General features: G+C 72.7%; 20 protein-coding genes and 1 pseudogene. 10 read left to right on the top strand and 11 right to left on the bottom strand.

What is annotated here, in order from left to right:
* The 4 genes and pseudogenes from ABZ070_RS20150 to ABZ070_RS20135 all read right to left on the bottom strand — a co-directional run.
* Positions 1-1,958: pseudogene (locus ABZ070_RS20150) on the bottom strand (hypothetical protein); the annotation flags it as partial.
* Between the two features lie 84 nt (positions 1,959-2,042).
* Positions 2,043-2,966, bottom strand: a complete 924-nt coding sequence (locus ABZ070_RS20145) for a hypothetical protein (RefSeq protein WP_356635668.1) — start codon at positions 2,964-2,966, stop codon at positions 2,043-2,045.
* 232 nt (positions 2,967-3,198) lie between these two features.
* Complete coding sequence (locus ABZ070_RS20140) at positions 3,199-4,725, bottom strand: hypothetical protein (RefSeq protein WP_356635666.1); 1,527 nt, start codon at positions 4,723-4,725, stop codon at positions 3,199-3,201.
* Between the two features lie 70 nt (positions 4,726-4,795).
* Positions 4,796-5,497 (bottom strand): GntR family transcriptional regulator, encoded by a 702-nt coding sequence (locus tag ABZ070_RS20135; protein ID WP_356635664.1) that lies wholly within the window; start codon positions 5,495-5,497, stop codon positions 4,796-4,798.
* Between the two features lie 161 nt (positions 5,498-5,658).
* Between ABZ070_RS20135 and ABZ070_RS20130 the strand changes: the two genes are divergently transcribed.
* The 4 genes from ABZ070_RS20130 (at position 5,659) to ABZ070_RS20115 (ending at position 9,272) form a co-directional block, all read left to right on the top strand.
* Positions 5,659-6,936, top strand: coding sequence for an MFS transporter (locus ABZ070_RS20130; RefSeq protein WP_356635662.1), 1,278 nt, complete (start codon positions 5,659-5,661; stop codon positions 6,934-6,936).
* 79 nt (positions 6,937-7,015) lie between these two features.
* Positions 7,016-7,780, top strand: a complete 765-nt coding sequence (locus tag ABZ070_RS20125) for a 5-oxoprolinase subunit PxpA (RefSeq protein ID WP_356635660.1) — start codon at positions 7,016-7,018, stop codon at positions 7,778-7,780.
* Positions 7,777-8,409: a 5-oxoprolinase subunit PxpB gene (gene pxpB, locus ABZ070_RS20120; RefSeq protein WP_356635658.1), complete on the top strand. Its 633-nt coding sequence runs from the start codon at positions 7,777-7,779 to the stop codon at positions 8,407-8,409. Before ABZ070_RS20125 ends, pxpB begins: the two co-directional genes overlap by 4 nt.
* The gene (locus ABZ070_RS20115; protein WP_356635656.1) at positions 8,406-9,272 is read left to right on the top strand and encodes a biotin-dependent carboxyltransferase family protein; all 867 of its coding nucleotides are present in this window, start codon (positions 8,406-8,408) and stop codon (positions 9,270-9,272) included. The genes pxpB and ABZ070_RS20115 overlap by 4 nt, the downstream gene beginning before the upstream one ends.
* Here the strand turns inward: ABZ070_RS20115 and ABZ070_RS20110 are convergent, their stop codons facing one another.
* From ABZ070_RS20110 to ABZ070_RS20085, 6 genes are all read right to left on the bottom strand, one after another.
* On the bottom strand, positions 9,273-12,875 hold the full coding sequence (locus ABZ070_RS20110; RefSeq protein ID WP_356635654.1) for a hydantoinase B/oxoprolinase family protein: 3,603 nt from the start codon (positions 12,873-12,875) through the stop codon (positions 9,273-9,275).
* Entirely contained in the window at positions 12,791-13,735 is a 945-nt protein-coding gene (locus ABZ070_RS20105; protein ID WP_356635652.1) for an SGNH/GDSL hydrolase family protein, read from the bottom strand. Before ABZ070_RS20105 ends, ABZ070_RS20110 begins: the two co-directional genes overlap by 85 nt.
* A gap of 140 nt (positions 13,736-13,875) precedes the next feature.
* Positions 13,876-15,042 carry a glycosyltransferase gene (locus ABZ070_RS20100; RefSeq protein WP_356635650.1) on the bottom strand — a complete coding sequence of 389 codons (1,167 nt, stop codon included), beginning with the start codon at positions 15,040-15,042 and terminating at the stop codon, positions 13,876-13,878.
* A complete protein-coding gene (locus ABZ070_RS20095) occupies positions 15,039-16,163 on the bottom strand; it encodes a glycosyltransferase family 1 protein (protein WP_356635648.1) in 1,125 nt (374 codons plus the stop codon). The genes ABZ070_RS20100 and ABZ070_RS20095 overlap by 4 nt, the downstream gene beginning before the upstream one ends.
* Positions 16,164-16,425: 262 nt before the next feature.
* Positions 16,426-17,844 carry a HEAT repeat domain-containing protein gene (locus ABZ070_RS20090; RefSeq protein WP_356635646.1) on the bottom strand — a complete coding sequence of 473 codons (1,419 nt, stop codon included), beginning with the start codon at positions 17,842-17,844 and terminating at the stop codon, positions 16,426-16,428.
* Between the two features lie 278 nt (positions 17,845-18,122).
* Positions 18,123-18,515 (bottom strand): ankyrin repeat domain-containing protein, encoded by a 393-nt coding sequence (locus tag ABZ070_RS20085; RefSeq protein ID WP_356635644.1) that lies wholly within the window; start codon positions 18,513-18,515, stop codon positions 18,123-18,125.
* A 296-nt stretch (positions 18,516-18,811) separates the two neighbouring features.
* Between ABZ070_RS20085 and ABZ070_RS20080 the strand changes: the two genes are divergently transcribed.
* Entirely contained in the window at positions 18,812-19,006 is a 195-nt protein-coding gene (locus ABZ070_RS20080; RefSeq protein ID WP_005320068.1) for a hypothetical protein, read from the top strand.
* A 32-nt stretch (positions 19,007-19,038) separates the two neighbouring features.
* Positions 19,039-20,637, top strand: a complete 1,599-nt coding sequence (locus tag ABZ070_RS20075; RefSeq protein ID WP_356635642.1) for an ATP-binding protein — start codon at positions 19,039-19,041, stop codon at positions 20,635-20,637.
* 526 nt (positions 20,638-21,163) lie between these two features.
* On the opposite strand, the gene ABZ070_RS20070 is transcribed toward ABZ070_RS20075, so the two are convergent.
* On the bottom strand, positions 21,164-22,663 hold the full coding sequence (locus ABZ070_RS20070) for a PLP-dependent aminotransferase family protein (protein WP_356635640.1): 1,500 nt from the start codon (positions 22,661-22,663) through the stop codon (positions 21,164-21,166).
* Between the two features lie 30 nt (positions 22,664-22,693).
* Between ABZ070_RS20070 and ABZ070_RS20065 the strand changes: the two genes are divergently transcribed.
* The 4 genes from ABZ070_RS20065 (at position 22,694) to ABZ070_RS20050 (ending at position 26,220) form a co-directional block, all read left to right on the top strand.
* Positions 22,694-23,413 (top strand): hypothetical protein, encoded by a 720-nt coding sequence (locus ABZ070_RS20065; protein WP_356635638.1) that lies wholly within the window; start codon positions 22,694-22,696, stop codon positions 23,411-23,413.
* Positions 23,410-24,174: a glycerophosphodiester phosphodiesterase family protein gene (locus ABZ070_RS20060; protein WP_356635636.1), complete on the top strand. Its 765-nt coding sequence runs from the start codon at positions 23,410-23,412 to the stop codon at positions 24,172-24,174. The genes ABZ070_RS20065 and ABZ070_RS20060 overlap by 4 nt, the downstream gene beginning before the upstream one ends.
* A 40-nt stretch (positions 24,175-24,214) precedes the next feature.
* Positions 24,215-25,579 (top strand): MFS transporter, encoded by a 1,365-nt coding sequence (locus ABZ070_RS20055; protein WP_356635634.1) that lies wholly within the window; start codon positions 24,215-24,217, stop codon positions 25,577-25,579.
* 266 nt (positions 25,580-25,845) lie between these two features.
* Positions 25,846-26,220 (top strand): RNA polymerase-binding protein RbpA, encoded by a 375-nt coding sequence (locus ABZ070_RS20050; RefSeq protein ID WP_003959706.1) that lies wholly within the window; start codon positions 25,846-25,848, stop codon positions 26,218-26,220.
* Positions 26,221-26,309 lie beyond the last annotated feature (89 nt).

The following is a 26,309-nucleotide window of genomic DNA, read 5'->3' as shown; positions in this document are numbered from 1 at the left end:
GGCCCGTGCGGGGCCGCGGTGCCGTCGCCCTCGTCGCGGGCTGCGGGAGCGGCCTCGCCGGTGCCGAACGGGTCGGCGGTGCGCGGTTGCGGAACCAGGGAGGGCGTGGTGGCGGACGCCAGGCTCAGCAGGTCCGTCAGACGCTCGTCCTCGGCGATGGACGCGGCGGCGCGGCGCTCGGCCTCGTAGGCGTTCTCCGCCGCCTGTGCCGCGTCCGCCGCCCGGGCGGCGGCGAGCTCCGCGCGGCTCTCCGCGGCCGCCACCTCCTTTGCGCGCTCCGCCGTGGAGCGGGCGGCCTCGCGGGCCTCGTCCCAGGCGGCGACGGTCGTCTTCTCGGCATCGCTCGCCGCCAGCGCGCCGCGCGCCGGGTCGGCGTCGGGGGCGGTGTCGTCGAGCCATCCGGCCCGTACCGCCTCCGCCGTCTCCTGCTCGACCTCGGTCAGCCGCTGGCGGAGGTGGCCGACCTCGCTGCGGGCGCGCTGGGCCTGTGTCGCGGCGGCGGTGGCGTCGCGGTGGGCGGCCTCGCCGGCCTCCTGCAGGGCGCGGGAGCGCTCCTCCTCCTCGTTGGCGACGCGTTCGCCTTTCTCCGCCGCCGCGTTCAGGGCGCGGACGAGGTCGCCGGCGGCCTTGGCCCGCGCGGCGAGCGCGGGGGCGGCGTCCCGCTCCGCCTCCCGGATCGCCGCGGCGACACGAGCGGAACGGTCGGCGGCCGCTCGGTGCCGCAGGACCGCCTCCGCCGCCTGCCATGCCGAGTGCAGCGTGCGCGCGTCGATGAGCTCCCGGCGCTGCGCGGCGGCGCCCTTCTCGGCGGCCGTCAGGGCAAGGGACGCGTGGCGGAAAGCCAGTTCGGCGGCGACCAGCGAGCTGCGGTTGCGTGCCTGCTCGGCGGCGGTCACCGTGTGCGCGGCGGCGGTGACCTGCTGGGCGAGGTCCGCCGTACGGGTGCGCTCCTGCGCGGCACGGGCGGAGAGGCGACGCGCCAGGGTACGGGTACGGCGCTCGGCGCCGGCGTGGATGTCGCGCGCCCTGGTGCGGGTCTCGGCGGCCTCGACGATGCGGCCGAGCAGGTCGACGGAGCCCGCGGTGAAGTCTCGTTCCGCGGTGAGCTCCGCCCGGCGGCCCAGCTTGTTGCCGAATCCGCTGACCAGGTCGGCGAGGCCGTCCGTGTCGCGGGTGTCGGTGACGGCGCGCAGCAGGAGGTCGGTGAAGTCGGAGTCCTTCTTGACGGCGAAGAGGCCGGCCGCCTCGCCCTCGTCGGCGTTCATCTCCCGCTGGTAGCGGAACAGTTCGGGGTCGAGACCGAGGTCGCCGAGGTGCTCGTTCCAGCGGTCGTGGATCTCCTCCCAGTACACGTCGAGATGCGGATACGCCTTGCCGGCCTCGGTGATGGCGTCACGGAAGCCCTTCATCGTGCGGCGGCGGCCCGAAGCGCCCGACACGCCCTCGACGGTGGGACGGACGGCAGTGGACTCCGCGACCGGGAGGGAGTCGAGGCCGAGTCCGGGGCCGGGGCGGAAGGAGTACCAGGCCTCCGCGAACTTCCGCGGGTCGTTGGACACCTGTCGTCCCCGCCACTCGCTGACCTTGCCGACGACGACCAGCTCGCCGGTCAGGGTGTGCTGCCACTCGAGCGCCACGTGTCCGCAGTCGTCGGCCAGCAGGAACTTGCGGAGCACGCCCGAGCTGGCGCCGCCGAGCGTGTTGCGGTGGCCGGGCAGCATCACGGAGAAGATCAGTTTCAGCAGGACCGACTTGCCGCCGCCGTTCTCGAGGAAGAGCACGCCCGCGGGCGCCGGGCGGCGCGGTGGGCCGACCGGCTCCTCCTCGAAGAACTCCGCCTGCATGGGGGCGGGGTCGGGCACGGGCTCGCCGACTCCGCGCAGGTCGAGCACGGTGTCGGCGTAGCGCGCACCGGCAGGACCGATGGAGTAGAGGCGGACCCGGGACAACTCGTACATGGCGGCGGACTCTCGGTTTGGTCTGAACGTTCGACTGAACGGTTACGCGGCGGCGGGCGGAAGTCGGGGCGGGGCGGGCACGCGCTACGCGTGGAAGGGCAGTCCGGCGTCGGCCGCCACGTCGAGGTCGTCGCCGTCGGGCGGTGCCACGAGCGTGGGGGAACCGTCGCTGACGGGGACGACACCCAGCTCCAGCAGCTCGGCCATCGCGGCGTTGCCTGCCATGTCGCGGACCTGCAGCTGGTAGCGGGCCGTGGTGCGGTAGGCGCCTCCGGCGTCGTCACCGGTCCGCTGCAGGAAGCCGGAGTCGGTGAGGAAGGCGACGGCCTTGCCGACGATGCCGGTCGTCGATCCCGCCAGGCGGCGGGCGTCCTTGGTGGCGCCGGTGGCGCTGCGGCGGGCGTAGACCCGCCAGGCGGCCTCCAGGCCGGGGGCCTGGCTGGCCGGGTCGGTGTTCTCGCCCTGCTCGTCGGCGCGCTCTTCGAGGCGCCGGCACGCCTGGCGTACGAAGGCGTCCACGCCGTTGACGGTGATCCGGCCGATGTATCCGTCGTCGGCGAGGTCCTCCGGGCGCGGGAAGGCCATGGCGGCGACGGCGAGGTGGGCCAGGCCGTGCAGGAAGCGGTCGGCGGAGTCGGCGGAGGCCCTGCGGGCGTAGTCGCCCATCCGGACCGCGAAGACGGAGTCCTCACCGGCGGTGACGGCCATGCCGGCCCGGGGGGACACCTCCAGCACGACGAGGCCGAGGCCGGTCGCGACGGCGTCGGCGATGCGTGCGAAGGCGGTGTCCTCACGGTAGCGGCGCAGCAGTTCGGCGTACTCCGCGTCGCGGGCCGGCAGCAGCTTGGGCTGGAGCCCGAAGGAGACGAGGCGCGCGGCGTCGGCGGCGTCGGCGGGGGTCACGCCCGGAGCTGAGGCGGCGGCCGCGGAGATCGGTCCGGTCGGAGGGCCTTGAGGGGCGACCGGGTCGCTCCACGCGGCGGAGGCCTCGACGTGGGGGTCGCTCACGGGGGGTGCTCCTAGGGGCTGGGGGTTGTGGTGGTGGCTGGGTGGTCGCGGCGGCTACGCCGCGGTGGGGCCGACGTGCCGTTCCCCTGATCGCCCCGTCCGGGAACCGGGCTCGGCGCGGACCGGGGTACGGCGCTTCGCACGGCGTTCTCGCGCGTGTTCTCGCACGCCGGACGGACCGCGGTCGCCGGCGTGTGAGGCGCCGGGCGCGCAGCCCCCGGCCGGGGAGTCGTCACGCTCCCTCCGCTCGCGCCGCCGCCATGCCCACCGCGTCCAGTAGGGCCGTACCCACGATCAGGTCGGCACCGCCGAACTCGGCGTCGTCCAGCTGCGTGCCGTCGTCGACGGCGAACAACAGTCGCTGCTCGCCCTGGCGGTACGCGGTGCCGACCGGAGGGCTCGCCGCGTGGACGGCCAGCAGCGCGACCAGATACGGAAGGTCGGGGTCTTGGCGGCGTGCCTCCACCAGCAGGCCGGAGAGCCGGCGCGGTGCGTCGTGCTCCAGGTCCAGCAGCTCCATGGCACTCGCGAGCTGCTCCTCGCTGAATCGGCTGTCGTCGGGGGTGGCGATCAGGTCGGGCTCCGGCATCTCCGCGCCGAGGTGCTCGCGCTCCGTCGGCGGCGTGAGCAGCAGGTCGACAAGGTCGCCGACGCGGACGGAGGGCGGCGTCCGCAGCCCGGTCCCGCGTGCGAAGAAGGCGTCCGTGACGTGGATCGCCGACTCGACGGGCAGTGGCAGCAGCGGTGCCACCAGTTGTCCGTACAGGTCGAGCCCGGTCCGGGCGGTGGGCCGGGCGAAGGCCTGCCGGTCCTGTTCCGCGCGGAACAGCGGACCGGCCTCCAGGAGGCGGGACTGGAGCTGGGTGTGCCGGCGGATGCAGTCCTTGACTATGTCGACGAGCTCGGCGGCGCGGCGCTTGTGCTCGGGGTCCTCGGCTTCGTCACGGGCCTTGCGGATGTTGGTGAGGATCGCGTTCTCGTGGCGGTAGCGGTCGGCGACGTGGTCGAGCGCCTCGGCGATCATGTCGGGGACCTCGTTGAGCCAGTCCACGGCCCGGACGTTGCGCCGTGTGGCCTCGAGCGTCCTGCGCAGTACCTCCGAGTACTGCACGGTCCGGTAGCGGGCCTGTTCGGCGGCGAGTTGCGCGTCGGCGAGACGGCCGCGGCTGATGAGGACCTCGAGCTTCACCTCGGCCGCGATCTGCGCGCTGGTGACGTCGGTGTCGAGGGCGCCGACGAGGACGTTGACCGCTTCGTCGGTGGTGCGCAGATAGACGGTGCCGCCGTGGCCGGGCACTTCCTCGACGAGCTTGAAGTCGTAGTCGCGGCGGGTGTAGACGCCGTCGGTGCCGAACGTGCCGTAGACGGCGCGGAAGCCGCGGTCCACGCTGCCGACGTTGATCAGGTTCTCCAGCACCCAGCGCGCCACCCGCTCGTGCTCGGCCACGGGCCGCCGTGGCGCCTGGGCGGCCACCCGCGGGAGGAGGCGCGCCACTATCTGGTCGTGGTCGGCGCCGGTGTCGAAGTCCATGTTGAGCGTGACGAGGTCGATGGCGGCGAGGGCGACCTCGGCCATGGCGTAGACCGAGTACTCGCCCGCGAGATTCGCCTTGCGGACGTCGAGATCGTGCAGCGGCGCGGTGCATGCGAGCGCGCGGAGCCGCCGCGCGAGCCCTTCGTCGGCGGCCGGACCCTGCGCGGGTCGCGGCCCCGCGCTGAGCTGGGGCGGAACGAGGTCCGTCGAGGCTGGCGAAGTCACGGTGCACAGATTAGGTCCTCGCACCGACAACGGTCGAAACGGCGCAGAGCACCCCCGTCGCGCAGTGCGGTCAGGCGTCCGGCAGGAGCGTCGCGTACCTGCTGACCAGTTGCGCGCGGGAGTCGTCCAGGTACGCGTCCAGGAGCTGTCGTGCCTCGCTCCGCCTGCCCGCGCGCAGCGTCTCGAGGATCTCGCGGTTGCGGACGAGGTAGGGCTGGTGCAGCTGTTGCGGGTCGTCCACGACGTGGAAGGCGAGTCGCAGCTCGGCGAGGACGCTGCGCATCAGTTCGTCGGTCCGTGCGCTGCCGGCGAGGGCGACGAGTTCGCGGTGGAAGTGGATGTTGGCCGTGGAGACACCCTTCCAGTCCCGCTCGTGGGCGGCCCGTTCCCCTCCGGCGACCGCGGCGTCCAGTTTGTCCAGTATGTACGGCGGTTCGCCCAGCCGGTCCACCACGGCGCATTCGACGAGCTGCCTGGTGCGGTAGATGTCCTCGACGTCCTGGACGGCGAGCATGCGGACAAAGACGCCGCGATTGAGTTCGTGGACGAGCAGCCGCTCGTGGGTGAGCAGCCGGAACGCCTCGCGCAGGGTGTTGCGCGAGACACCGAGGGCCTTTCCGATGCTGTCCTCCGACAGCCGCTCGCCGGGCGGGAAGTAGCCCTCGGCGATGCGGGTGCGCAGGATGTCCGCGACCCGTTCCGCCGTGCTGGTGCGCCCCAACAGCGGGCGGTCGTCCGCCAGTCCCCCGGCCCTGGGCTCCGTCGTCCCCACAACGCCCCTCTCTCCGCCGCCGGACGTCCGCGCCGGCGTGCGGTCTCCATCGTAGAAGCCGGAACGTGTCCACACGACTCTTGTCGGATCGTTCAACAATCCTCTACGTTGGCGTGACCGCACACTCCGGAAAGCTCCTCCTCCCCCTCAGCGAGGTGCAGATGAGCACGACCCATGCACAGCCGAAGCACGACGAACTCCCCGAGGACACCGGCACGTTCGCGTGGCTGCGCGCTCTCGGACCGCGCGGGCGCCGGGCGTTCGGCGGCGCGTTCGGCGGCTACGCACTCGATTCGTACGACTACTTCACCCTGCCGCTGAGCATGGTGGCGATCTCCGCCTACTTCAGCCTCGACAACGGACAGACCGGACTTCTCACCACCGTCACCCTGGTCGTCTCGGCCATAGGCGGTGCGCTCGCCGGGATCCTCGCGGACCGCATCGGCCGGGTGAAGGCGCTGATGATCACCGTGATCACGTACGCCGTGTTCACGGTGCTGTGCGGCTTCGCACCCAACTACGAGACGCTGCTGGTCTTCCGTGCGCTGCAGGGGCTCGGCTTCGGCGGCGAGTGGGCGGTCGGCGCCATCCTGGTCGCCGAGTACGCCACGGCCAAGAACCGGGGACGCACACTCGGGGCCGTGCAGAGCGCGTGGGCGGCCGGCTGGGCGCTCGCCGTCATCGTCTACACGCTGGTCTTCCAGTTCCTCGACGCCGACACCGCGTGGCGCGTGATGTTCTGGACGGGAGCGCTGCCCGCCCTGCTGGTGGTGTACGTACGCCGCAATGTGAGTGACGCCCCCGCGGCGGCCGAGCAGCGCCGCACCAGCTCCGAGCGAGGGTCGTTCAGCACGATCTTCAAGAGGGACCTGCTGCGCACCACACTGTTCGCCACCCTGCTGTCCACGGGTGTGCAGGGCGGCTACTACACCCTGGCGACCTGGGTTCCCACCTATCTGAAGACCGAGCGCGGGCTCACGGTCGTCGGCACCGGCGGCTATCTGACGTTCCTCATATCCGGCGCCTTCGTCGGGTATCTGACCGGCGGATACCTCACGGACACAATCGGCCGGAAGAAGAACATCGCGCTCTTCGCGGTGCTGTCGGGCATCGGGATCCTCGCCTACACCAACATCCCGGCGGGGGCGAACAGCCTGCTGCTCGTCCTCGGCTTCCCGCTCGGCTTCTGCATGTCGGCCATCTTCAGCGGGTTCGGCTCCTTCCTCAGCGAGCTGTACCCGACGGCCGTGCGCGGCACCGGTCAGGGCTTCACGTACAACAGCGGCCGCGCGGTGGGCGCCTTCCTGCCCACGCTCGTCGGTTTCCTCTCCGACAGCTGGGGAGTGGGCGGCGCGCTCGTTCTCGGTGCCCTCGGCTACGGTCTCGCCGTGCTGGCTCTGCTCGGCCTGCCGGAGACGCGCGACCGCGAACTCCTCTGACCGGCCCGGCACAGGACGGGCTCCGCACGGGACGGACTCCGTAAGGGACAGACTCCGCAAAGGACTTGGAGGTACCGCGGTGACCTGGGCGTCCATCGATCTCAATGCCGACCTCGGCGAGGGCTTCGGCCACTGGCGGCTGACCGACGACGAGCAGCTGCTGTCCGTCGTCACCAGCGCCAACGTCGCCTGCGGCTTCCACGCCGGGGACGCGGTCACTATGCGCCGCGTCTGCGACCTGGCGGCCGAGCGCGGGGTGCGGATCGGCGCCCAGGTGTCCTATCGCGATCTGGCGGGGTTCGGACGGCGCTCCATGGACGTCCCGGCCGACGAGCTGGCCGCGGAGACCGCCTACCAGATCGGCGCACTGGAGGTCTTCGCGCGGGCGGCGGGCTCCCGTGTCTCGTACGTCAAGCCGCACGGCGCGCTCTACAACCGCGTCGTGCACGACGAGGAGCAGGCGGCGGCGGTCGTCGACGGTGTGCTGCTGTCGGGCGAGCGGCTGCCGCTGCTCGGCCTGCCGGGCTCCCGGCTGCACACCATGGCGGAGAAGGCCGGGCTCCCCGTGGTCACCGAGGCGTTCGCCGACCGCGCGTACACGGCGCAGGGCACGCTCGTGCCGCGCGCCGAGAGCGGTGCCGTGATCAGCGACCCGGCCACGGTCGTCGAACGGTCCGTGAGCATGGCCCGCTTCGGGGTCGTCACGTCCCGGTGCGGAAGCTCGGTCTCCGTGCGGGCCCGCTCGCTGTGTCTGCACGGGGACACTGCGGGCGCGGTGGCACTGGCACGCGAAGTGCGCGGACGGCTGGAAGGCGTGGGCGTCCGCGTGGAGGCGTTCGTATGAACGGCCCTGCCCGGAGGATCCTGCCGGTCGGCGAGCGGGCGCTGCTCGTCGAGACCGGCGACGGCGAGGAGGCGGGCGCGCTCCACGCCGAGTTGCTGCGCCGGCGCGCCGCGGGCATCCTGCCGCACGTCGACGAGATCGTGCCCGCCGCGCGGACCGTACTGCTGGACGGGCTCGACGATCCGCGGCGCTTCGCGCAGGAGCTCGCGTCGTGGGTGGTCCCGCCGCTCGCCCTGCGTGCGGACAACTCCGTCGAGATTCCCGTGCGTTACGACGGGCCCGATCTGGCGGAGGTGGCGGCCCTGTGGGGGGTGACCGGGGACGAGGCCGTACGGATCCACTCGTCGCTCGAGTTCCGGGTCGCTTTCTGCGGGTTCGCGCCGGGGTTCGGCTATCTGACAGGGCTGCCGCAGCGCTACGCCGTTCCGCGCAGGGCCACGCCCCGTACCGCCGTGCCCGCGGGCTCCCTCGCGCTGGCCGGCCCGTACACAGGTGTCTATCCGCGCTCGTCGCCCGGCGGCTGGCAGCTGGTCGGCACCACGGACGCCGTGCTGTGGGACACCGCGAGGGATCCCGCGGCGCTCCTGTCGCCGGGGACCCGGGTCCGCTTCGTCCCGGAGTGCCGATGACCGATCTCGCACTGGCGGTCGTACGGCCCGGGGCGCTGACCACGGTGCAGGATGCCGGGCGGCCGGGGCACGCGCACCTCGGGGTGCCGCGTTCGGGAGCACTCGACCAGCCCGCGGCCCGGCTCGCCAACCGTCTGGTCGGCAATCCGGAGAGCGCCGCCGTCCTGGAGACGACGCTCGACGGCTGTGCCGTACGGCCGCGTTGTGCCGTGACCGTCGCCGTCGGCGGGGCGCACAGCCCGGTCACCGTCGACGGCAGACCCGCCCCCTGGGGTGCGCCGCTGCGTGTCCCGGCCGGGGCGGTCCTGGAGGTGGGGCCCGCAGTACGGGGCGTGCGCGGTTACGTGGCCTTCGCCGGCGGCATCACCGTCGAACCGGTACTGGGCAGCCGCTCCACCGATCTGCTGTCGGGGCTCGGGCCCGCGCCCCTGTCGGCCGGTGCCGTGCTGCCCCTCGGGACTCCGGCCCAGCCGCCGGCCCGGGTGGACGTCCAGGTGCCCTGGCCCGCTCCCCCGGCCCCACTGGTGCTGCGCCTACGGTTCGGCCCCCGCGACGACTGGTTCACGGACGCCGCGCTGCGCACCCTCGCCCGCGGTGCCTTCCGGGTGTCGTCGGCGAGCAACCGCATCGGACTGCGCACCGACGGGCCGCCGCTCGAGCGGGCGGTCACGCGGGAGCTGCCGAGCGAGGGCATGGTGCTCGGCGCGGTGCAGGTGCCCCCGGACGGCCGCCCGGTCGTCTTCCTCGCCGACCATCCCACCACCGGCGGCTATCCCGTGGTGGGCGTCGTCGACGTGCGCGATCTGCCCGCGGCGGCACAGGCCGTGCCCGGGACCGCGGTGCGCTTCGTGACGGTCCGCTGATCACGGCTGCGGGGTGCCGTATCCGCCACCTCCCGGCGTGCTCACGACCAGCACGTCGCCGGGCCCGACATCGACGGAGTCGACACCGTCGAGGCGGTCCACGCTGCCGTCCGCCCGCTCCACCCGGTTCTCGCCCAGCGCACCCGGCGCGCCGCCCGCCATCCCGTACGGCGCGATCCGCCGGTGACCGGTCAGCAGCGCCACCGTCATCGGCTCCAGGAAGCGGATCCGCCGTACGACGCCGCAGCCGCCGTGCCACCGTCCGCCGCCCCCGCTGCCCGTACGTACGGCAAAGGAGTCGACGCGGACCGGACAGCGCCACTCGAGCACCTCGGGGTCGGTGAGGCGTGAGTTGGTCATATGGGTCTGCACGGCGTCCGCGCCGTCGAAACCGTCACCGGCGCCGGACCCGCTCGCCACGGTCTCGTAGTACTGCACGCGGTCGTTGCCGAACGTCACGTTGTTCATCGTCCCCGAGCCCTCGGCCTGTACCCCGAGGGCCGCGTACAGCGCTCCCGTGACGGCCTGCGAGGTCTCGACGTTGCCCGCGACCGTGGCCGCCGGGTGCACCGGCGCGAGCATCGAGCCCTCCGGCACCCGCACCTCCAGGGGAGCCAGGCAGCCGCTGTTGAGGGGGATGTCGTCGGCCACGAGGGTTCTGAACACGTAGAGCACGGCGGCCATCACCACGGAGGTGGGCGCGTTGGCGTTGCCGGGCTGCTGGGGTGAGGTGCCGGTGAAGTCGAGGACCGCTTCGCGCCGTTCGCGGTCGACCCGCACTGCCACCTGGATGACCGCGCCGCTGTCGGTCTCGTACCTGCATTCGCCGTCGTCCAGGGTGGCGACGATCCGGCGCACCGACTCCTCGGCGTTGTCGCGGACGTGCCGCATGTAGGCCTGGACGACGTCGAGACCGAACTGGTCGACCATGCGGTGCAGTTCGGCGATCCCCTTCTCGTTGGCGGCGATCTGCGCCTTCAGGTCGGCGATGTTGGTGTCCGGGGCGCGGGACGGGTGCCGGGCGCCGGTGAGCAGCCGACGGGTCTCGTCCTCGAGCAGCCGCCCGTCCCGTACGAGAAGCCAGTTGTCGAAGAGGACGCCTTCCTCCTCGATGTCGGTGCTGAACGCGGGCATGGAGCCGGGCGTGATGCCGCCGATCTCGGCGTGGTGGCCGCGCGAGGCGACGAGGAAACGCAGTTCGCCGCCTTCGAAGACGGGGGTCACGACGGTGACGTCGGGCAGGTGCGTACCGCCGTGGTACGGGTCGTTGACCGCGTAGACGTCACCCGGCAGCAGCTCGCCCTCGTCACGGCGGCGGCGCAGCACCTCCTTGATGGACTCCCCCATGGATCCCAGGTGGACGGGGATGTGGGGCGCGTTGGCGATCAGATTGCCGTCGGCGTCGAAGAGGGCACAGGAGAAGTCGAGCCGTTCCTTGATGTTGACGGAGTGTGCGGTGTTCTCCAGCCGCACGCCCATCTGCTCGGCGATGGCCATGAAGAGGTTGTTGAACACCTCCAGCAGCACCGGGTCGACGTCGGTGCCGACGGCCACCCGGGTGGGTCTGGGCCGTACCCGTGTCACCAGCAGGTGCCCGGTCGCGCTCGCCGTGGCCTGCCAGCCGGGGTCGACGACGGTGGTGGCATCGGCCTCCGCGACGATCGCGGGTCCTGCCACCTCGTGGCCGGGCCGCAGATCGCCGCGCCGGTACAGCGGCACCTCCCGCCGCTCTCCTCCGACGAACATCGGCACGCGGTCGTGGGTCCCCGACTCGGCCGGCGTGCCCGGCTCCCCGACGACGACGGCGTCGTGGTCGCCCGCGGCGCCCACCGCCTCGACGGACACCGCCTCCACCACGACCGGCTTGTCCATGGTGAAGGCGTAACGGGCGCGGTGGGCCGACTCGAAGGCCTCACGCATGACGGGGGCGGAGTCCAGCGGTACGGGCAGGCTCGAGTCGGTGCCCGCGTAGCGCAGCAGCGCCTTCGCGCGCGTGGTGATCGCGGCGTCGGGGACCGCGTCGGCGCGCAGCTCGGAACGGGTGCGCAAGGCCAGCTCGTCGCAGATGCCGCGGACGCGGACGATGCTCTGCTCGTCGAGTTCGGCCTCCACGGACTGCTCGCGCATGGCGGTCGCGTCGGCGAGCCCGATCCCGTACGCGGACAGTACGCCCGCGAGCGGCGGCACGATCACGGTGCCGACGCCCAAGGCGTCGGCCACGGCGCAGGCGTGCTGACCTCCGGCGCCGCCGAACGACGTGAGCGCGTAGCGGGTGACGTCGTGGCCTCGCTGGACGGAGATCTTCTTCACGGCGTTCGCCATGTTCAGGACCGCGATGTCCAGGAATCCGGCCGCCACCTGTTGGGGTGTGTGCCGCTTCCCTGTCGCCCGGGCGACCTCTTCGGCCAGCACGCCGAAGTGTTCGCGTACGGTGCGGTCGTCCAGGGGCTCGTTGCCGTCCGGGCCGAACACGGCCGGAAAGTGCGCGGGCTGGATCCGGCCGAGCATCACATTGGCGTCGGTGACGGTGAGCGGTCCGCCGCGCCGGTAGCAGGCGGGCCCGGGCACAGCGCCGGCGGAGTCGGGACCCACGCGGTAGCGGCGCCCGTCGAAGTGGAGCACGGAGCCGCCGCCGGCGGCGACGGTGTGGATGCTCATCATCGGCGCGCGCATCCGGACACCGGCCACCTGGGTGCCGAGTTCGCGCTCGAACTCGCCCGCGTAGTGCGAGACGTCGGTGGACGTGCCGCCCATGTCGAAGCCGATGACCTTCTCGAAGCCGGCCCGGCGGGAGGTCCGGGCCATTCCGACCACACCTCCGGCCGGGCCCGACAGTACGGCGTCCTTGCCGCGGAAGTGTGTCGCCTCCCGCAGACCGCCGTTGGACTGCATGAACATCAGACGGATCCCGACGAGTTCGGCTGCGACCTCGTCGACGTACCGCTGGAGGATCGGGGAGAGATGGGCGTCCACCACGGTGGTGTCTCCGCGGGGCACCAACTTGATCAGCGGGCTCACCTCGTGGGAGCAGCTGACCTGGGTGAAGCCCAGGGCGCGTGCCTTCTCGGCGATGCGCCGCTCGTGGTCGGGGTAGCGGTAGCCGTGCATCAGGACGACGGCGGCGCTCGAGATGCCGTCGGCGTGTACGCCCTCCAGCCGCTCGGCCACGGCCGCCAGGTCCAGGGGCCGTACGACGTCGCCGTGGGCGTCGAGACGTTCGGGCACTTCGATCACCCGGTCGTACACGGCCTCCGGCAGCACGATGTGGCGGTCGAAGAGGCGGGGCCGGTTCTGGTAGGCGATGCGCAGGGCGTCGCCGAAGCCTTCGGTGACGACCAGCACGGTCGGCTCGCCGCGCCGCTCCAGAAGGGCGTTGGTGGCGACGGTCGTGCCCATCTTGACCGAGGCGACGAGGCCGGCCGGTACGGGCCGGTCCGCGGGCGTGCCCAGCAGCAGTCTGATGCCGGCGACGGCGGCGTCGCGGTAGCGCCCGGGGTTGTGCGAGAGGAGCTTGCGGGTCACGAGCCGTCCGTCGGGGCGCCTGCCCACGACGTCGGTGAACGTGCCGCCACGGTCGATCCAGAACTCCCAGCGTCCGGCCATTCCCCCATTCTTGCCCCGATCCGGGCGCCGGGAACGGCCGGCGACACGGCCGCGAGCGCGGCGGACAGGGCCAGCTCCGCGCTGCGGTCCAGGCGCGCGCTGGTGCCACGGGCCCAGTGCTGCACCTCGTCGCCCGCGAGCCGCAGCAACTGCGGCAGGAGGTCGGTACAGCGTCGAGCCACCCAACCGGTGCCCGCCGTGGCCAGCCACAACAGCGCCGCGGCGCGGGTCGGTCGGGGCTGGTCGGGCTCTGCACCGGGCACCTGACCGTGGGCCAGGCCGCGCGCGGCGAGCAGTTCGTGGAAACGCCGGGCGAGCATGCGGTGCCCGCGTTCCCCCGGGTGCAGACGGTCCGCGCTCCACATGGCCCGGTCCCGCACCCAGGCGGCGTGGGCGGCGTGCAGATGGACGGTGTCGTACCGGTCGGACAGCGCATGGACGACGGCGTTGACGGCCCGCTGCCGCCGGGCCAGCGGCCGCGCCAGCGGCGCCGGCAGCCCGAACATGGCGCCGGGATCGGGCAGGCACGCCGTCAGCAGCACGGTCCCGCGGGCGGCGAGCGCGGAGCAGACGTCATCGAGGCGGCGGGCGAGGTCCGCTATGTCGAACGTGCGGCGCAGCGTGTCGTTCACCCCCACCACGACGGAGGCGATGTCGGGTGCGAACGCGAGAGCCGCCGGTGCCTGGAGCTCGGCGACGTCCTTGCTGAGGGCGCCGCTGACGGCGAGATTCCGGAAAACGACCGGCGCGTCCTCGCCACCGACCCCGGCGGCGAGCAGCGCGGCCCACCCCCGCCAGGCACCCCCGACGGGATCGCCGACCCCTGCGGTCAGCGAGTCGCCGAGGGCGGCGAACCGCACCGGCCGGCACGCTCCCGCCGCCGGCGTCGGCGTCCCCGGCGGGGTGCGTCTGTCTCCCGGTGGTGCGGTGGCAACGTGCGCGCCGCCGGAAGCCCCGGTCGCTTCCCCGGAGGCCTCCGGGGGTGCTTCGGGCGCCGGCATCAGCGGCCTCCCGGCTCAGCGGCGCGGCCGACGACCGGCAGGGCTTCGTGGGCGGCGAGGAACGCCGTCACCGAGCGTTGCCAGTCGAAGAGTTCGGCGCGTGCCCTCGCCGCTGCGCGGCGCCCGTCCTTGGGTCGTGAGACCACGTCGAGGACACCGCCGGCGAAGTCCTCCCCGCTGTCGGCTACCGCCACGCCCGCGTCGCCCACCACCTCGGGCAACGCCGACGAGGCACTGACCACGACCGGCGTGCCGCAGGCGAGGGCCTCGAGAGCGGAGAGCCCAAAGGTTTCCGCGGGACCGGGTGCCAGGCACACGTCGGCCGCCGCCTGCAGGTCGGCGACCGCCTCCCGGTCGGGCAGGTGGCCGAGGAACTCGACGGGCAGCCGTTCCGCGCGCGCCCTGCGCACGAGCGCCCCCTTCAGCGGGCCGTCGCCCGCGACGACCAGCGACGCCCGCAGACCGCGCGCCCGCAGTGCCGCGAGCGCGTCCAGGGCGGTGCCGGGCCGCTTTTCCACCGACAGGCGGGAGCAGAGCAGCAGGAGCACGTCGGCTCCGGCCGCGTACCGCGCACGCAGCACCGTGCTGCGACGGCCCGGCCGGCAGCGCCGCAGGTCGACGCCGAGCGGGGCCCGCACGACATTGCGCGCCCCGATGCGTACGAACTCGCGCTCGGCCCACTCCGTCGTGCACACGATCCGCGAATAGGCCCAGGCGCTGCGCCGGTTGAGCCGGTCCGCGGTGCGGGCGGCGACCGCCTCCGGGAGCCCCCAGGTGCGCAGCACTCCGTCCGCCGTCTCGTGCGAGACCATCACCGAGGGAATACGCCTGCGCCGCGCCCACTCCCCGGTCCAGCGCAGGGTGGTGCGGTCGGAGACCTCGAGACGGTCGGGCGCCAGCTCGTCCAGCACGTCCCGCAGCCGCCGCCGGCCCGCCAGCACCCGGTACCCGCCGGTGCCGGTGATCTCGGGTCCGGGCAGGGTGATGACGCGCCCCTGGTCGGTCGTCCGGTCGCTCTCCCCGTCGCCCGGGACGACGAGCACGGGCTCGTGTCCCGCGGCCAGATATCCGCGGCCGAGTTCCGCAAGCGCGGTGCGCAACCCGCCGGACGAGGGGGTGACGAAGTTCGCCAGCCGTACGATGCGCAGCCCCCGCTCCCCGCTCATGCCGCCACCGCCGTACGCGCGCCGAGCACATCGGCGTAGTGGTCCAGCAGCATGTCCCCGACCGCGGCCCAGGTCCTGCCTTCGACTGCGGCGAGCCCGGCCCGCCCGTAGGCGGTCCGCAGAGCCTGGTCGTCGGCGAGTACGCCGACGGCTGCCCGTACGGCGTCGGCGCTGTGCGGTTCCACCAGCAGTCCCGTGCGGCCGTGGCCGACGAGATCGAGCGGGCCCCCGGCGGCAGGAGCGATCACCGGCAGGCCGCTCGCCATGGCTTCCTGCACGGTCTGGCAGAACGTCTCGTAAGGGCCGGTGTGCGCGAAGAGGTCCAGGGAGGCGAAGATCCGGGCGAGGTCGTCGCCGGTCCTGCGGCCGAGGAACACGGCTCCCGGCAGGGCGGCGCGCAGCGACGTCTCGCTGGGCCCGTCACCGACCACGACCACGCGCACGCCGGGCATGGCGCAGACCCCGGCGAGCAGTTCGACGTGCTTCTCGGGGGCGAGCCTGCCGACGTATCCGACGATCAGTTCGCCGCCGGGGGCCAGGGTCCGGCGCAGTTCCTCGTCGCGCAGTTCCGGCCGGAAGCGTGTGGTCTCGACTCCGCGCGGCCACAGCCGCACCCGCTCGACGCCGTGCTCCTCGAGGTCGCGCTTCGCCGCTGTGGACGGAGCGAGCGTCCGGTCGGCGGCGCTGTGCACGGCCCTGATGCGCCGCCAGGCGGCGCCTTCGCCCGCTCCGACGTACGTACGGGCGTATCCGGCGAGGTCGGTCTGGTAGACGGCGACGGCCGGCAGCCCCAGCCGTGCCGCGGCCGCCATGCCGCGCACCCCCAGCACGAAGGGGCTGGCGAGGTGGACGAGATCGGCCCGGTGCGCGGTGATCGCGGCGGCGACCCTGCGGCTGGGGAGGGCGACGCGCACCTGCGGATAGCCGGGCAGCGGCAGGGAGGGAACGCGCACCACCGGGCAGGGGGCGTCGGTGTCGAAGCCGTCGGCCCCGGCCACGGCCGGGGCGATGACGAGCGGTTCATGACCGCGGGCGGCGAGATGCCGGGCGGTCTGCTGGGCGCAGTGCGCCACACCATTGACGTCTGGCGGGAAGGATTCGGTGACGATGACGACACGCATACCCGTGTTCTCGTCGTGCCCGGAGTGGCTGCGCCAACGTGGATCTTTCCGTATGCGGAACGTCCCGTGAGCGTTTGTGGCCGGACGGGCCGCCGACCGGCGTCAGCCCGCCCGTAACCACCGCCGAACATCCTGAATCGTCCTTGGGCCGCGGGCCGCCCGCCGGCGGCCCGGCAGGACAGCTCGGGCCGTCGTCGGATCCCCTTCAGGCCATCCTCTTCAGGCAGCCGTTCTCTTCAGGCGGTCGCCGGACCGCCTGCCGTCACTGTCCCGGCCTGTCCGGGCCGATACGGCTCCGCACCGCGGTCTGTACCTCGGCCTCCTCCGCCGGGTCGGCGGCGAGCCGGCGGAGCCGCTCGGCGACGCGCACATCACCGGTCTCGGCGTGCAGAGCGGCGACTTCTCGCGTGGTTTCCTCGCAGTCCCACAGGCATTCGACGGCGAAGCCGGTGGCGAAGGACGGGTCGGTGGCGGCGAGCGCCCGGGCGGCTCGGCCCCGCAGATGGGAGGAGGCCGTCTCCCGGTAGACATGGCGCAGGACGGGGGCGGCGCAGGCGATGCCGAGGCGCCCGGCTCCGTCGACGAGGGTCCACAACAGGGGGGCGTCGGGTCCGTCCGCCCGCACGGTCTCGCGGAGCGCGCCGAGCACCAGTTGCGCGTCGCCGGCTCCGCCGCGGCAGGCGAGTACGCCGGCCGCTGAAGCACCGAGAGCGTCGGGGCGGTGCACCCAGCTGCGTGCCCGGTCCACGGCCGGCTCGCCGCACATCCGCTCGAACGCGGCGACTGCCGCGTCGGCGACGGTCCGGGGGCCGGAGGTCACCGCGATCTCGATCAGGTCGAGGACAACGGGGTCGCACGACTCGGCGAGGTAGTGCAGGGCGGCGGAGCGTGCGCCGTCGGATCCGGTGCGGGCGGCCTCGACGATCGTGGGCCGGTCCTCCGGCCCCGCCACGGCGGTCAGGCAGCGGGCTGCCGGAACGTGCAGGGCGCCGCCGCGCTCCAGGCCCTGGTCGGCCCAGTCGAGGACCGCCTGGACGCTCCAGCCCGGCCGGGGCCCCGAGGGGCGCATCTGGCGCTGCCAGCGGTCGAAGGAGCCCGCCTCCTGGGCGGCCCTGATCCTGGCCCCGACCGTTTCGCGTCCGTCCTCCGCCCACAGCCGCCAGGGGCGCGGCTCGAAGGAGTCGCGTACGGCCGCGGCCAGCTCGGCCTCGCCTTCCGGGGTGGCGGGGAATCTGGCGAGGATCGGGGCAGCCAGTGCGCGCAGGCCCGCGTCGTCGTCCCGCAGAGCGAGTTCGTCGAGTGCCCAGGCCCAGTTGGCGCCGTGCGTCGCGTACCGGCGCAGCAGAGCGAGCGCGTCGCCCCTGCCGTAGGAGGCGAGATGCCCGAGCACCGCCAGGGCGAGGCCGGTCCGGCACTCGTCCGTGTCGAGGTGGTCGTCGGCATCGCACAGATGCCGTTCGATCTCCTCGAGGCTGCCGTGGAGATCGAGGTAGAGCCGGGCGTAGTAGAGGGAGCGGTTCTCGACCTGCCAGTCGTGGCGGGGATCGTTGAGTACGCAGTGGTTGAGGGCGGCGAGCGCTTCGGCCCGCGGGGCGGCGAGCGCGTGCAGCGTGCCGTCGCCGCGGCCCCTCTGCAGCAGGCCGAGCAGGGTGCCGCTCGGCGCTATGACTGGATCGAACATGGAAAATGCCTCACATCAAGCTGTCGACGCGACCGGGGAGTGGAGTGCCTAGGCCGCGCAGCAGCATGTAGGGCCGCCCGTCGTCATACGCGTCTTCCGCTTGTTGTAGAGCATCTTCCTCTGCCTCTCTTCGGTGGCCCCAGGGGAAACTCCCGGTTGATGTCGTCCGGGATGGGGCTGACGTCATGATGACCCACCCATTTCGCCACCGCGACCACATTTACGGCGCCCCCCGTGGCGACCTCTTCCTTGCTGACCGGGCGCTGCCCGCAGGGCGCTCAGCGGCCCTCGAACAGCTCCAGAAGTTCCGTCTTCCCGAACATCCGCGCGGTATCCGCCGCGGACGGGGTGCCTGCCTGCGGGTCGGCGCCGCCGGCGAGGAGAGCCCGGATCACGGCGTCCTCACCCTTGAAGACCGCGCCGGCGAGAGGCGTCTGGCCGCGGTCGTTGGCCCGGTTCGGCTCCGCGCCGCGGGCCAGAAGCGCCTCCACCGCGTCGGCGTGGCCGTGGTAGGCGGCGAGCATCACAAGCGTGTCGCCCTTGTCGTTGGTCAGGTCGGCCGGGACGCCCGCGTCGACGTAGGCGGCCAGAGCGTCGGTCTCTCCCTGACGCGCCAGGTCGAAGACCTTGGTCGCGAGTTCGATCACCTCGGAGTCCGGGACCTCACTCATGGGACGTACCGCCTTTCACCACTTGACCTGGGGCGCACGGCAGGAGCAGCCGTACGAGTGAATCGACAGGGTACTGCCCGGCGGCCGACATGACGCGGCGCGTCGGCGGCAAAGGATCACGTCGCGGGGGCACTGTGCCCTGCGGTCCTGCCCTTTGCCCGCCGTGCAACGACCGACTGTCCGCCAGTGCAGTGAAATGCCGAATAGTTCACCTATATGCACCTTTTGTCGCATAGATACTTGCTGTGAGCCTGGAACAACTCAAGGTGACTGTCCCCTCACCCAGGAGAACTCCAATGATTCTGTCCATGTCAGGCGTCGTGCTCCTCGGCATCATCGTCTTCCTCTTCTTCAGGAAGGACGGCCTGAAGGCCTCGCACGCGCTCGTCTCCGCGCTCTTCGGCTTCTTCCTCGCGGGCACCGCGATCGCCCCCAGCATCCAGGCAGGCACGACGAGCCTGGCCGGACTACTGGGCGGGATCAAGTTCTGACCGTCCGCACCCTTCAGCACCCAGGAGACGATGTGGCCCGGCGTCCACTCCCCCGCATTCTGAGCAGCGGCAGCGCGCAGATCGCCCGCAGCCGAGCGATCGCCCGCACGGCCGCCGACAGCGCCACAGACGTCCTCCATCCGCTGATCACGGTCTCGCGTGGTCTGCGGAAGCTGGCCGCCGTGGCACGGCAGAAGTGGGCCGGCACTCCCAAGGAGCGGCGCGGTCCCGCCCTCTTCTTCGTCGCCGCCTGCGTCCTGGTGGTCGCGGTCATGCCGTACGGGCCGCTGCTCGCCCTGATCACGGTCATGGCCGCGGCCGCCTGGCAGGGGCGGGTCAGGGTGCCCGCCACGACGGGTCCCGACGAGGCGGAGGCGGGCCGGCTGCAGGCGCTGTACGAAGCGCTGGTCCCGTACTTCTCCCTCACCGACGACCCGGCTCCGCTCTTCGCCCACGGCGGGGAGTGGAGCAAGGCCTTCACCGAGTACGAGTTCGACGACAGCGGCCGGCTCACCCGGCTCCGGGTCACGTACCCCGCCTACTTCACCGACGGCGAGACCGCCGCCCGGGCACGGATCGAGCAGCTGCTGCACGCGAAGTCCGGGCGCGGGCGGGAGTATCTCTTCACCTGGGACGAGGAGGGCAACCAGCTCGTCATGAGCGTGCTGCCCGCCCTGTCCACCGCCATCGCCGCCCAGCGTTTTGTCACCGTCCCCGGTGAGACCGTGCTGGGCTTCACCGACGCCGACGCGGTCCAGCGCACGGTGCCGGTGATCCGGGGCGACGAGATCGGCCAGGCTCCCCCGGTCGTCTGGCGCACCGGACCGCGCTCCACCGAGCCGCACCTGCTGGTCGTCGGCGAGCCCGGCAGCGGCACCACGACCCTCCTGCGCTCCATCGCCCTGCAGGCGCTGCAGCACGGGGACGTACTGATCGTGGAAGGCAGCGGAACCGGGGAGTACGCCTGCCTCACCGGGCGCACCGGCGTACTGGCCGTCGAGTGCGGACTGGCCGGCGCGCTCGCCAGCCTCGAGTGGGCCGCGCACGAGACCGAGCGGCGGCTCATCGCCGCCAACCGCGCCCGGCAGGCGGGGCAACCCGTGCCCGAGGACACCAAGCGGCCGCTGTGGATTCTCATGGACCGGCCCAGCGTCTTCGGGCACCTGGCCGCCGCCGACGGGCACATGGACCCCCAGGAGCTGCTCTCCGTGCCGCTGCGGCACGGGCGGGCGGCGCACGTCACGGTGGTCGTCGCCGAGCAGTTCGACAGCATCGGCGCGCTCACCGAGGCGGTACGGACGCACACCCGGGCCCGCGTGACGCTCGGCCCGGCCGGCTTCCCCGAGGTCGAAGCGGTTCTCGGGGAGGCACCCCGCACCACACCGACGACCGACGTGCCGCCCGGGCGGGGGTACGCACGGCTCGGTACGGGGCCGGTCCTGCGCCTGCAAGTACCCGCGACGCCGGACCCGTTCGACGACGCGACGACGGAGGCCCACCGCCAGGCGGTCCTGGCGCTGCTGCCGCCCGACCCCGCCGCCACGGAACCCGCGGCGGCTGCCACGGCCCCGCCGGGCATCCCGGCGAAACCGCTCACCCCGCCGTCGGTTCCCTTGGGCGGAACCGGCTGACCCGCGACGTCCCGTGGCCCGGCCGGGAGGTGACGCTCCCCTGCCGGGCCACGCGTGCGTCTCGGGTCCGGAGGGGAAAGCCCCTCAGCCCGCCCCTTGCGGGCGGGGCGTGAGCGGGGCTGCCGACCGCACCCCGGGCGGCACCTTGCGCCGCGAGCCGCAGACCGCCGTTGCCGGCGCTGGGGCGGGAAGGCCGGCATCCGCACCAGGCCGAGCCTGGGGGCCACACACCGCCCAACCCCCGGCAGGGCGCGGGCCACCACGAACCGACGGGCGCAACCCCGCACACCCCCCGGACAGCAGGCCCCGGCCACCACGAACCGACGGGCGCAACCCCGCACACCCCCCGGCAACGAACCCCAGCCACCACGAACCGGCGGGCGCAACCCCGCACACCCCCCGGCAACGAACCCCGGCCGCCACGAACCAGAGGTGGCAACGCCCTGCAGGGATGGGCAGCCCCCAAAGGCCAAAGCCCGGCGGGGTGCAACGCCCGGTGCGGCCGACCCGGTGGCCCCCGAACTCGCTACGCCACGAACGTGCGGGGCGTCTCCGTGGATGTCGAGGCGCCCGTGGTGACCAGGCGGGCCGCTGCCGCGAGGCGGGTTGCCGCCTCGTCGGCGACCGGGCCGCCGACGGTGAACGGCAGCCGCACGTAGCCCTCGAACGCGCCGTCGACGCCGAAGCGCGGGCCCGACGGCACGCGGACGCCGACGCGTTCGCCGACCTCCGCGAGGCGGGAGCCGGAGAGGCCTCCCGTGCGGACCCACAGGGTGAGGCCGCCGCGGGGGACGTCGAACTCCCAGGTCGGCAGCTCCCTGCGCACCGCCGCGACGAGCGCGTCTCGGTTCTCGCGTGCCTGGTCGCGGCGGACGGCGACGGCCTCCTTCCAACCACCCGTCCGCATGAGCCAGTTGATCGCCAGCTGCTCCAGGACGGGCGTGCCGAGGTCGGCGTAGGCGCGGGCGGCGACGAGGGAGCGGATGACGTCGGGGGCAGCGCGGACCCAGCCGATCCGCATGCCCGCCCAGAAGGCCTTGCTGGCAGAGCCGACGGTCAGGACGGTGGAGCCGGCGGGGTCGAAGGCGCAGACGGGCCGGGGCATTGTGATGTCGGCGTCCAGGTGCAGCTCGGACATGGTCTCGTCGACGACGAGGACCGTGCCGGCCGAGCGGGCCGCCTCCACGAGGGCGCGGCGCTGGGACTCGTCCGCGAGCGCGCCGGTGGGGTTGTGGAAGTCGGCGACCACGTACGCGAGGCGCGGCGCGGAGTCGCGCAGCACCTGGCGCCAGCGGTTGAGGTCCCACCCCGTCAGCCCCTCGGCCATCGCCACGGGCACGAGCCGCGCGCCCGCCTCCCTCATGAGCTGGAGGATGTTGGCGTACGAGGGTGATTCGACGGCGATGCGCTCGCCGCGGCCGGCGAACAGGTGGCAGATCGCGTCGATCGCGCCCATCGCGCCGGTGGTGACCATGATCTGTTCCGGCATGGTCGGGATGCCGCGCTCGGTGTAGCGGTCGGCGAGCATCTGGCGCAGGGCGGGCAGGCCGGCCGGGTAGTCGCCGTGGGTGTGGGCGTACGGTGGCAGTTCCTCCAGGGCGCCCTGGACGGAGCGGGTGAGCCACGGTTCGGGTGCCGGCAGTGCCGCGCAGCCGAGGTCGATCATGGAACCGAGCGATTCGGGGGGCAGGGGCTCGAGACCACGGGCGGGCAGGGGGTTGCCCGCGGGCACGGCGGTCCAGCTGCCGGCGCCGCGGCGGGACTCGAGGAAGCCTTCCGAGCGGAGTGCCTCGTACGCGGCGGCGACGGTGGTTCGGCTGACGGCGAGCGACAGCGCGAGTTCACGCTCGGCGGGCAGGCGCGCCGCGACCGGCACGCGGCCTTCCAGGACGAGCAGCCGGATGCCGTCGGCGAGCGCCCGGTAGGCCGGCGGCTTGCGGGTGCCGGGGCCGGCGGGGCGGGGCTGCTGCGAGGTGAGCTGACGGGCGAGCTGGGCCGCGCCCACCGCAGAGGTCCACTGCGTCATGGAAATCAGTCCACCTTCCCAGAATTGGCCATGGTTGCCGAATGTTCCATGGCCACAGAGTGGCATGCATCAGTCCACCAACACCAGACAGGGGGCGCTATCGTGTCCGCGCATCTCACCCGCCGGCTGCTGCAGCTGTACGTCGGCCTGGCGCTGTACGGAGTGAGCTCGGCGCTGCTCGTGCGCGCAGGCCTGGGGCTCGAGCCGTGGGGAGTGCTGCATCAGGGTCTGGCCGAGCTGACCGGGCTGACGATCGGCGTGGTGTCGATCATCGTGGGCGCCGTGGTGCTGCTGCTGTGGATTCCGATCAGGCAGCGGCCCGGGCTCGGCACCGTCTCCAACGTGTTCGTCATCGGTATCGCGATGGACGCCACACTCGCGCTGGTGCCGGAAGTGCGAGGGCTCGCGGGGCAGATCCCGCTGATGGTCACGGGCATCGTGCTCAACGGCATGGCGACGGGCCTGTACATCGCGGCCCGCTTCGGCCCCGGCCCCCGTGACGGCCTGATGACCGGCCTGCACCGGCTCACCGGCCGGTCGATCCGCCTGGTGCGTACGGCGATCGAGGTGGTCGTGGTGGTGACCGGTTTCGCGCTCGGCGGTTCCGTGGGCGTGGGGACCGTGGCGTACGCGCTGGCGATCGGGCCGCTGGCACAGCTGTTCCTGCACCTGTTCGCCGTCCGGGAGGGGGACGGACGCAGCACCGTGGTCGCCACGGGGTCACCTCGGCGCGCGATACTTCGACCGTGACCCGCATACGCCATCCCTACCTGGACCACCCCTCGACGCTCGCCTTCGCCCACCGCGGCGGAGCGGCCGACGGCATCGAGAACACGGCGGCGGCCTTCCGGCGTGCCGCCGATGCCGGTTACCGCTACTTCGAGACCGATGTGCACACGACGGCCGACGGCCGGCTGGTGGCGTTCCACGACACGACGCTGGACCGGGTGACCGATGCACGGGGGCGTATCGGAGCGCTTCCGTGGAGCGAGGTGCGCAAGGCGAGGGTGGCGGGCCGGGAGCCGCTGTCGCTGTTCGAGGAACTGCTGGAGGAGTTTCCTTCGGCCCGGTGGAACGTGGACCTGAAGGCGGAGTCCGCGCTGGTGCCGCTCGTGGATCTGATCCGCCGGACGGACAGCTGGGACCGGGTGTGCGTCGGTTCGTTCTCCGAAGGGCGGGTGGCGCGCGCGATGCGCCTCGCCGGCCCCCGGCTGGCGACCTCTTATGGGGTGCGCGGCGTCCTCGGCCTGCGTCTCGGGTCGTACGGGATACCTGCCGCGGTGCGCAGCGGCGCGGTCTGCGCGCAGGTACCGGAGACGCAGGGCGGTATCCGCGTGGTGGACCGGCGGTTCGTCCGGGCGGCTCACGCGCGGGGTCTGCAGGTCCATGTGTGGACGGTGAACGACGCCGATCGCATGGCCGCGCTCCTGGACCTTGGCGTGGATGGCATCATGACCGATCATCTGGAGACGTTGCGCACCGTGCTGAGTGACCGGGGCGTGTGGGACTGATCCGGCGCGTCTGCGACGGCACGAACAAGGGGGCGCGGGGGTGACGGCCGACACCGCGGACCGCACTGGCGGCACGGGCGAGGACGAGGGCGCGGGTGCCCGCAGACGTGAGCAACGAGGTTGGTACTTCTACGACTTCGCGTGCTCCGTCTATTCGACGAGCGTTCTGACGGTGTTCCTCGGGCCGTATCTGACGTCGGTGGCGAAGGCCGCGGCGGACGCCGACGGCTTTGTGCATCCGCTGGGCATACCGGTGCGTGCCGGCTCCGTCTTCCCGTACGCCGTGTCGGTCTCCGTGGTGCTCGCGGTACTGATCATGCCGCTCGCCGGGGCGGCAGCGGACCGGTCGGGCCGCAAGAAGCCGCTGCTGGCCGTCGCGGCGTACCTGGGGGCGGCAGCGACGACGGGGATGTTCTTCCTCGACGGCGACCGTTATCTGCTCGGCGCGCTGCTGCTGATCGTGGCGAACGCGTCGCTGGCCGTGTCGATGGCCCTCTACAACGCGTATCTGCCGCAGATCGCGGAGCCGGACGAGCGGGACGCGGTGTCTTCGCGGGGCTGGGCCTTCGGGTACACGTCGGGCGCCTTGGTGCTGCTGCTGAATCTCGCCGTCTACTCGGGCCACGACTCCTTCGGCCTGTCGGAGTCCGACGCGGTCCGCATCTGTCTGGCCTCCGCGGGTCTGTGGTGGGGTGCCTTCACCCTGATCCCGCTGCGGCGGTTGCGGGACCGCCGGATCGCACCTTCCGGCGAGGGGGGAGTCGGGGCGGGGTGGAACCAGCTCAGGGCCACACTGCGCGACATGCGGCGTCATCCTCTGACGCTGTCGTTCCTGCTGGCCTATCTCGTCTACAACGACGGGGTGCAGACGGTCATCTCGCAGGCCTCCGTCTACGGTTCCGAGGAGCTGGACCTGGACCAGACGACCCTGATCACCGCGGTGCTGCTGGTGCAGGTGCTCGCCGTGGCGGGTGCGCTGCTGATGGGCCGGCTGGCCCGTACGTACGGGGCGAAGCGCATGATCCTCGGCTCGCTCGCCGTGTGGACGTCGATCCTGGCGGCGGGGTACTTCCTGCCCGCCGGCGAGCCGCTGTGGTTCTACTGCCTGGCGGCCGGCATCGGACTTGTCCTCGGCGGCAGCCAGGCGCTGTCGCGCTCGCTGTTCTCGCATCTGGTGCCGCGAGGCAAGGAGGCGGAGTACTTCTCCGCGTACGAGATGAGCGACCGGGGCCTGAGCTGGCTGGGGCCGCTCGTCTTCGGGCTGGCGTATCAGATCACGGGCAGCTACCGGGACGCGATCATCTCGTTGGTGATCTTCTTCGTGCTGGGATTCGTGCTGCTCGCGAGGGTTCCGGTGAGGCGTGCGGTCGCTGCTGCGGGGAACCCGGTTCCGGAGCGGATTTAGACGCCTGAGTGAAAGGCCGGTAGTGTACGCCTTTGGCTTGCCAGGCGGACCGTTACTGCGTGCTTGAATAGTGAAATCAGTGGGTGACACTTTCGGTCAGATGTGACAAACCGGGCACTGGTGGGTACCCCAACCAATGGCAAAGCAGCGGCACGACGGGCGACGCATGACCCGGAACGGGAATCTTTACCGCCGACCGGACGTTGACCGGATGACGACGACAGCGACACCTGTCCTGTGGGCGACAAGCCCGGGAGGCACGATTCATGAGTGAGCGAGCTCTCCGCGGCACGCGACTTGTGGTTACCAGCTACGAGACGGACCGCGGCATCGACCTGGCCCCGCGCCAGGCGGTGGAGTACGCATGCCAGAACGGACATCGTTTTGAGATGCCGTTCTCGGTCGAGGCGGAGATTCCGCCGGAGTGGGAGTGCAAGGCGTGCGGCGCCCAGGCACTCCTCGTTGACGGGGACGGCCCCGAAGAGAAGAAGGGCAAGCCGGCGCGCACGCACTGGGACATGCTCATGGAGCGGCGCACCCGCGAGGAGCTCGAGGAAGTGCTGGCCGAGCGGCTGGCGGTCCTCCGCTCCGGCGCCATGAACATCGCGGTGCACCCGCGAGACAGCCGGAAGTCCGCCTAGCGCGCGCAAGCGCGTCAAGCGAGATACGACGAGAGCCGCGGGTACCTCCTCGACCTGGCGGCGGGACTGCTCCGGCCCTCCGACGGTGC

It is taken from the genome of Streptomyces sp. NPDC006283 (assembly GCF_040613325.1).
Classification (GTDB): Bacteria; Actinomycetota; Actinomycetes; order Streptomycetales; family Streptomycetaceae; genus Streptomyces.
This window is presented reverse-complemented; position numbering and strand designations above follow the sequence as displayed.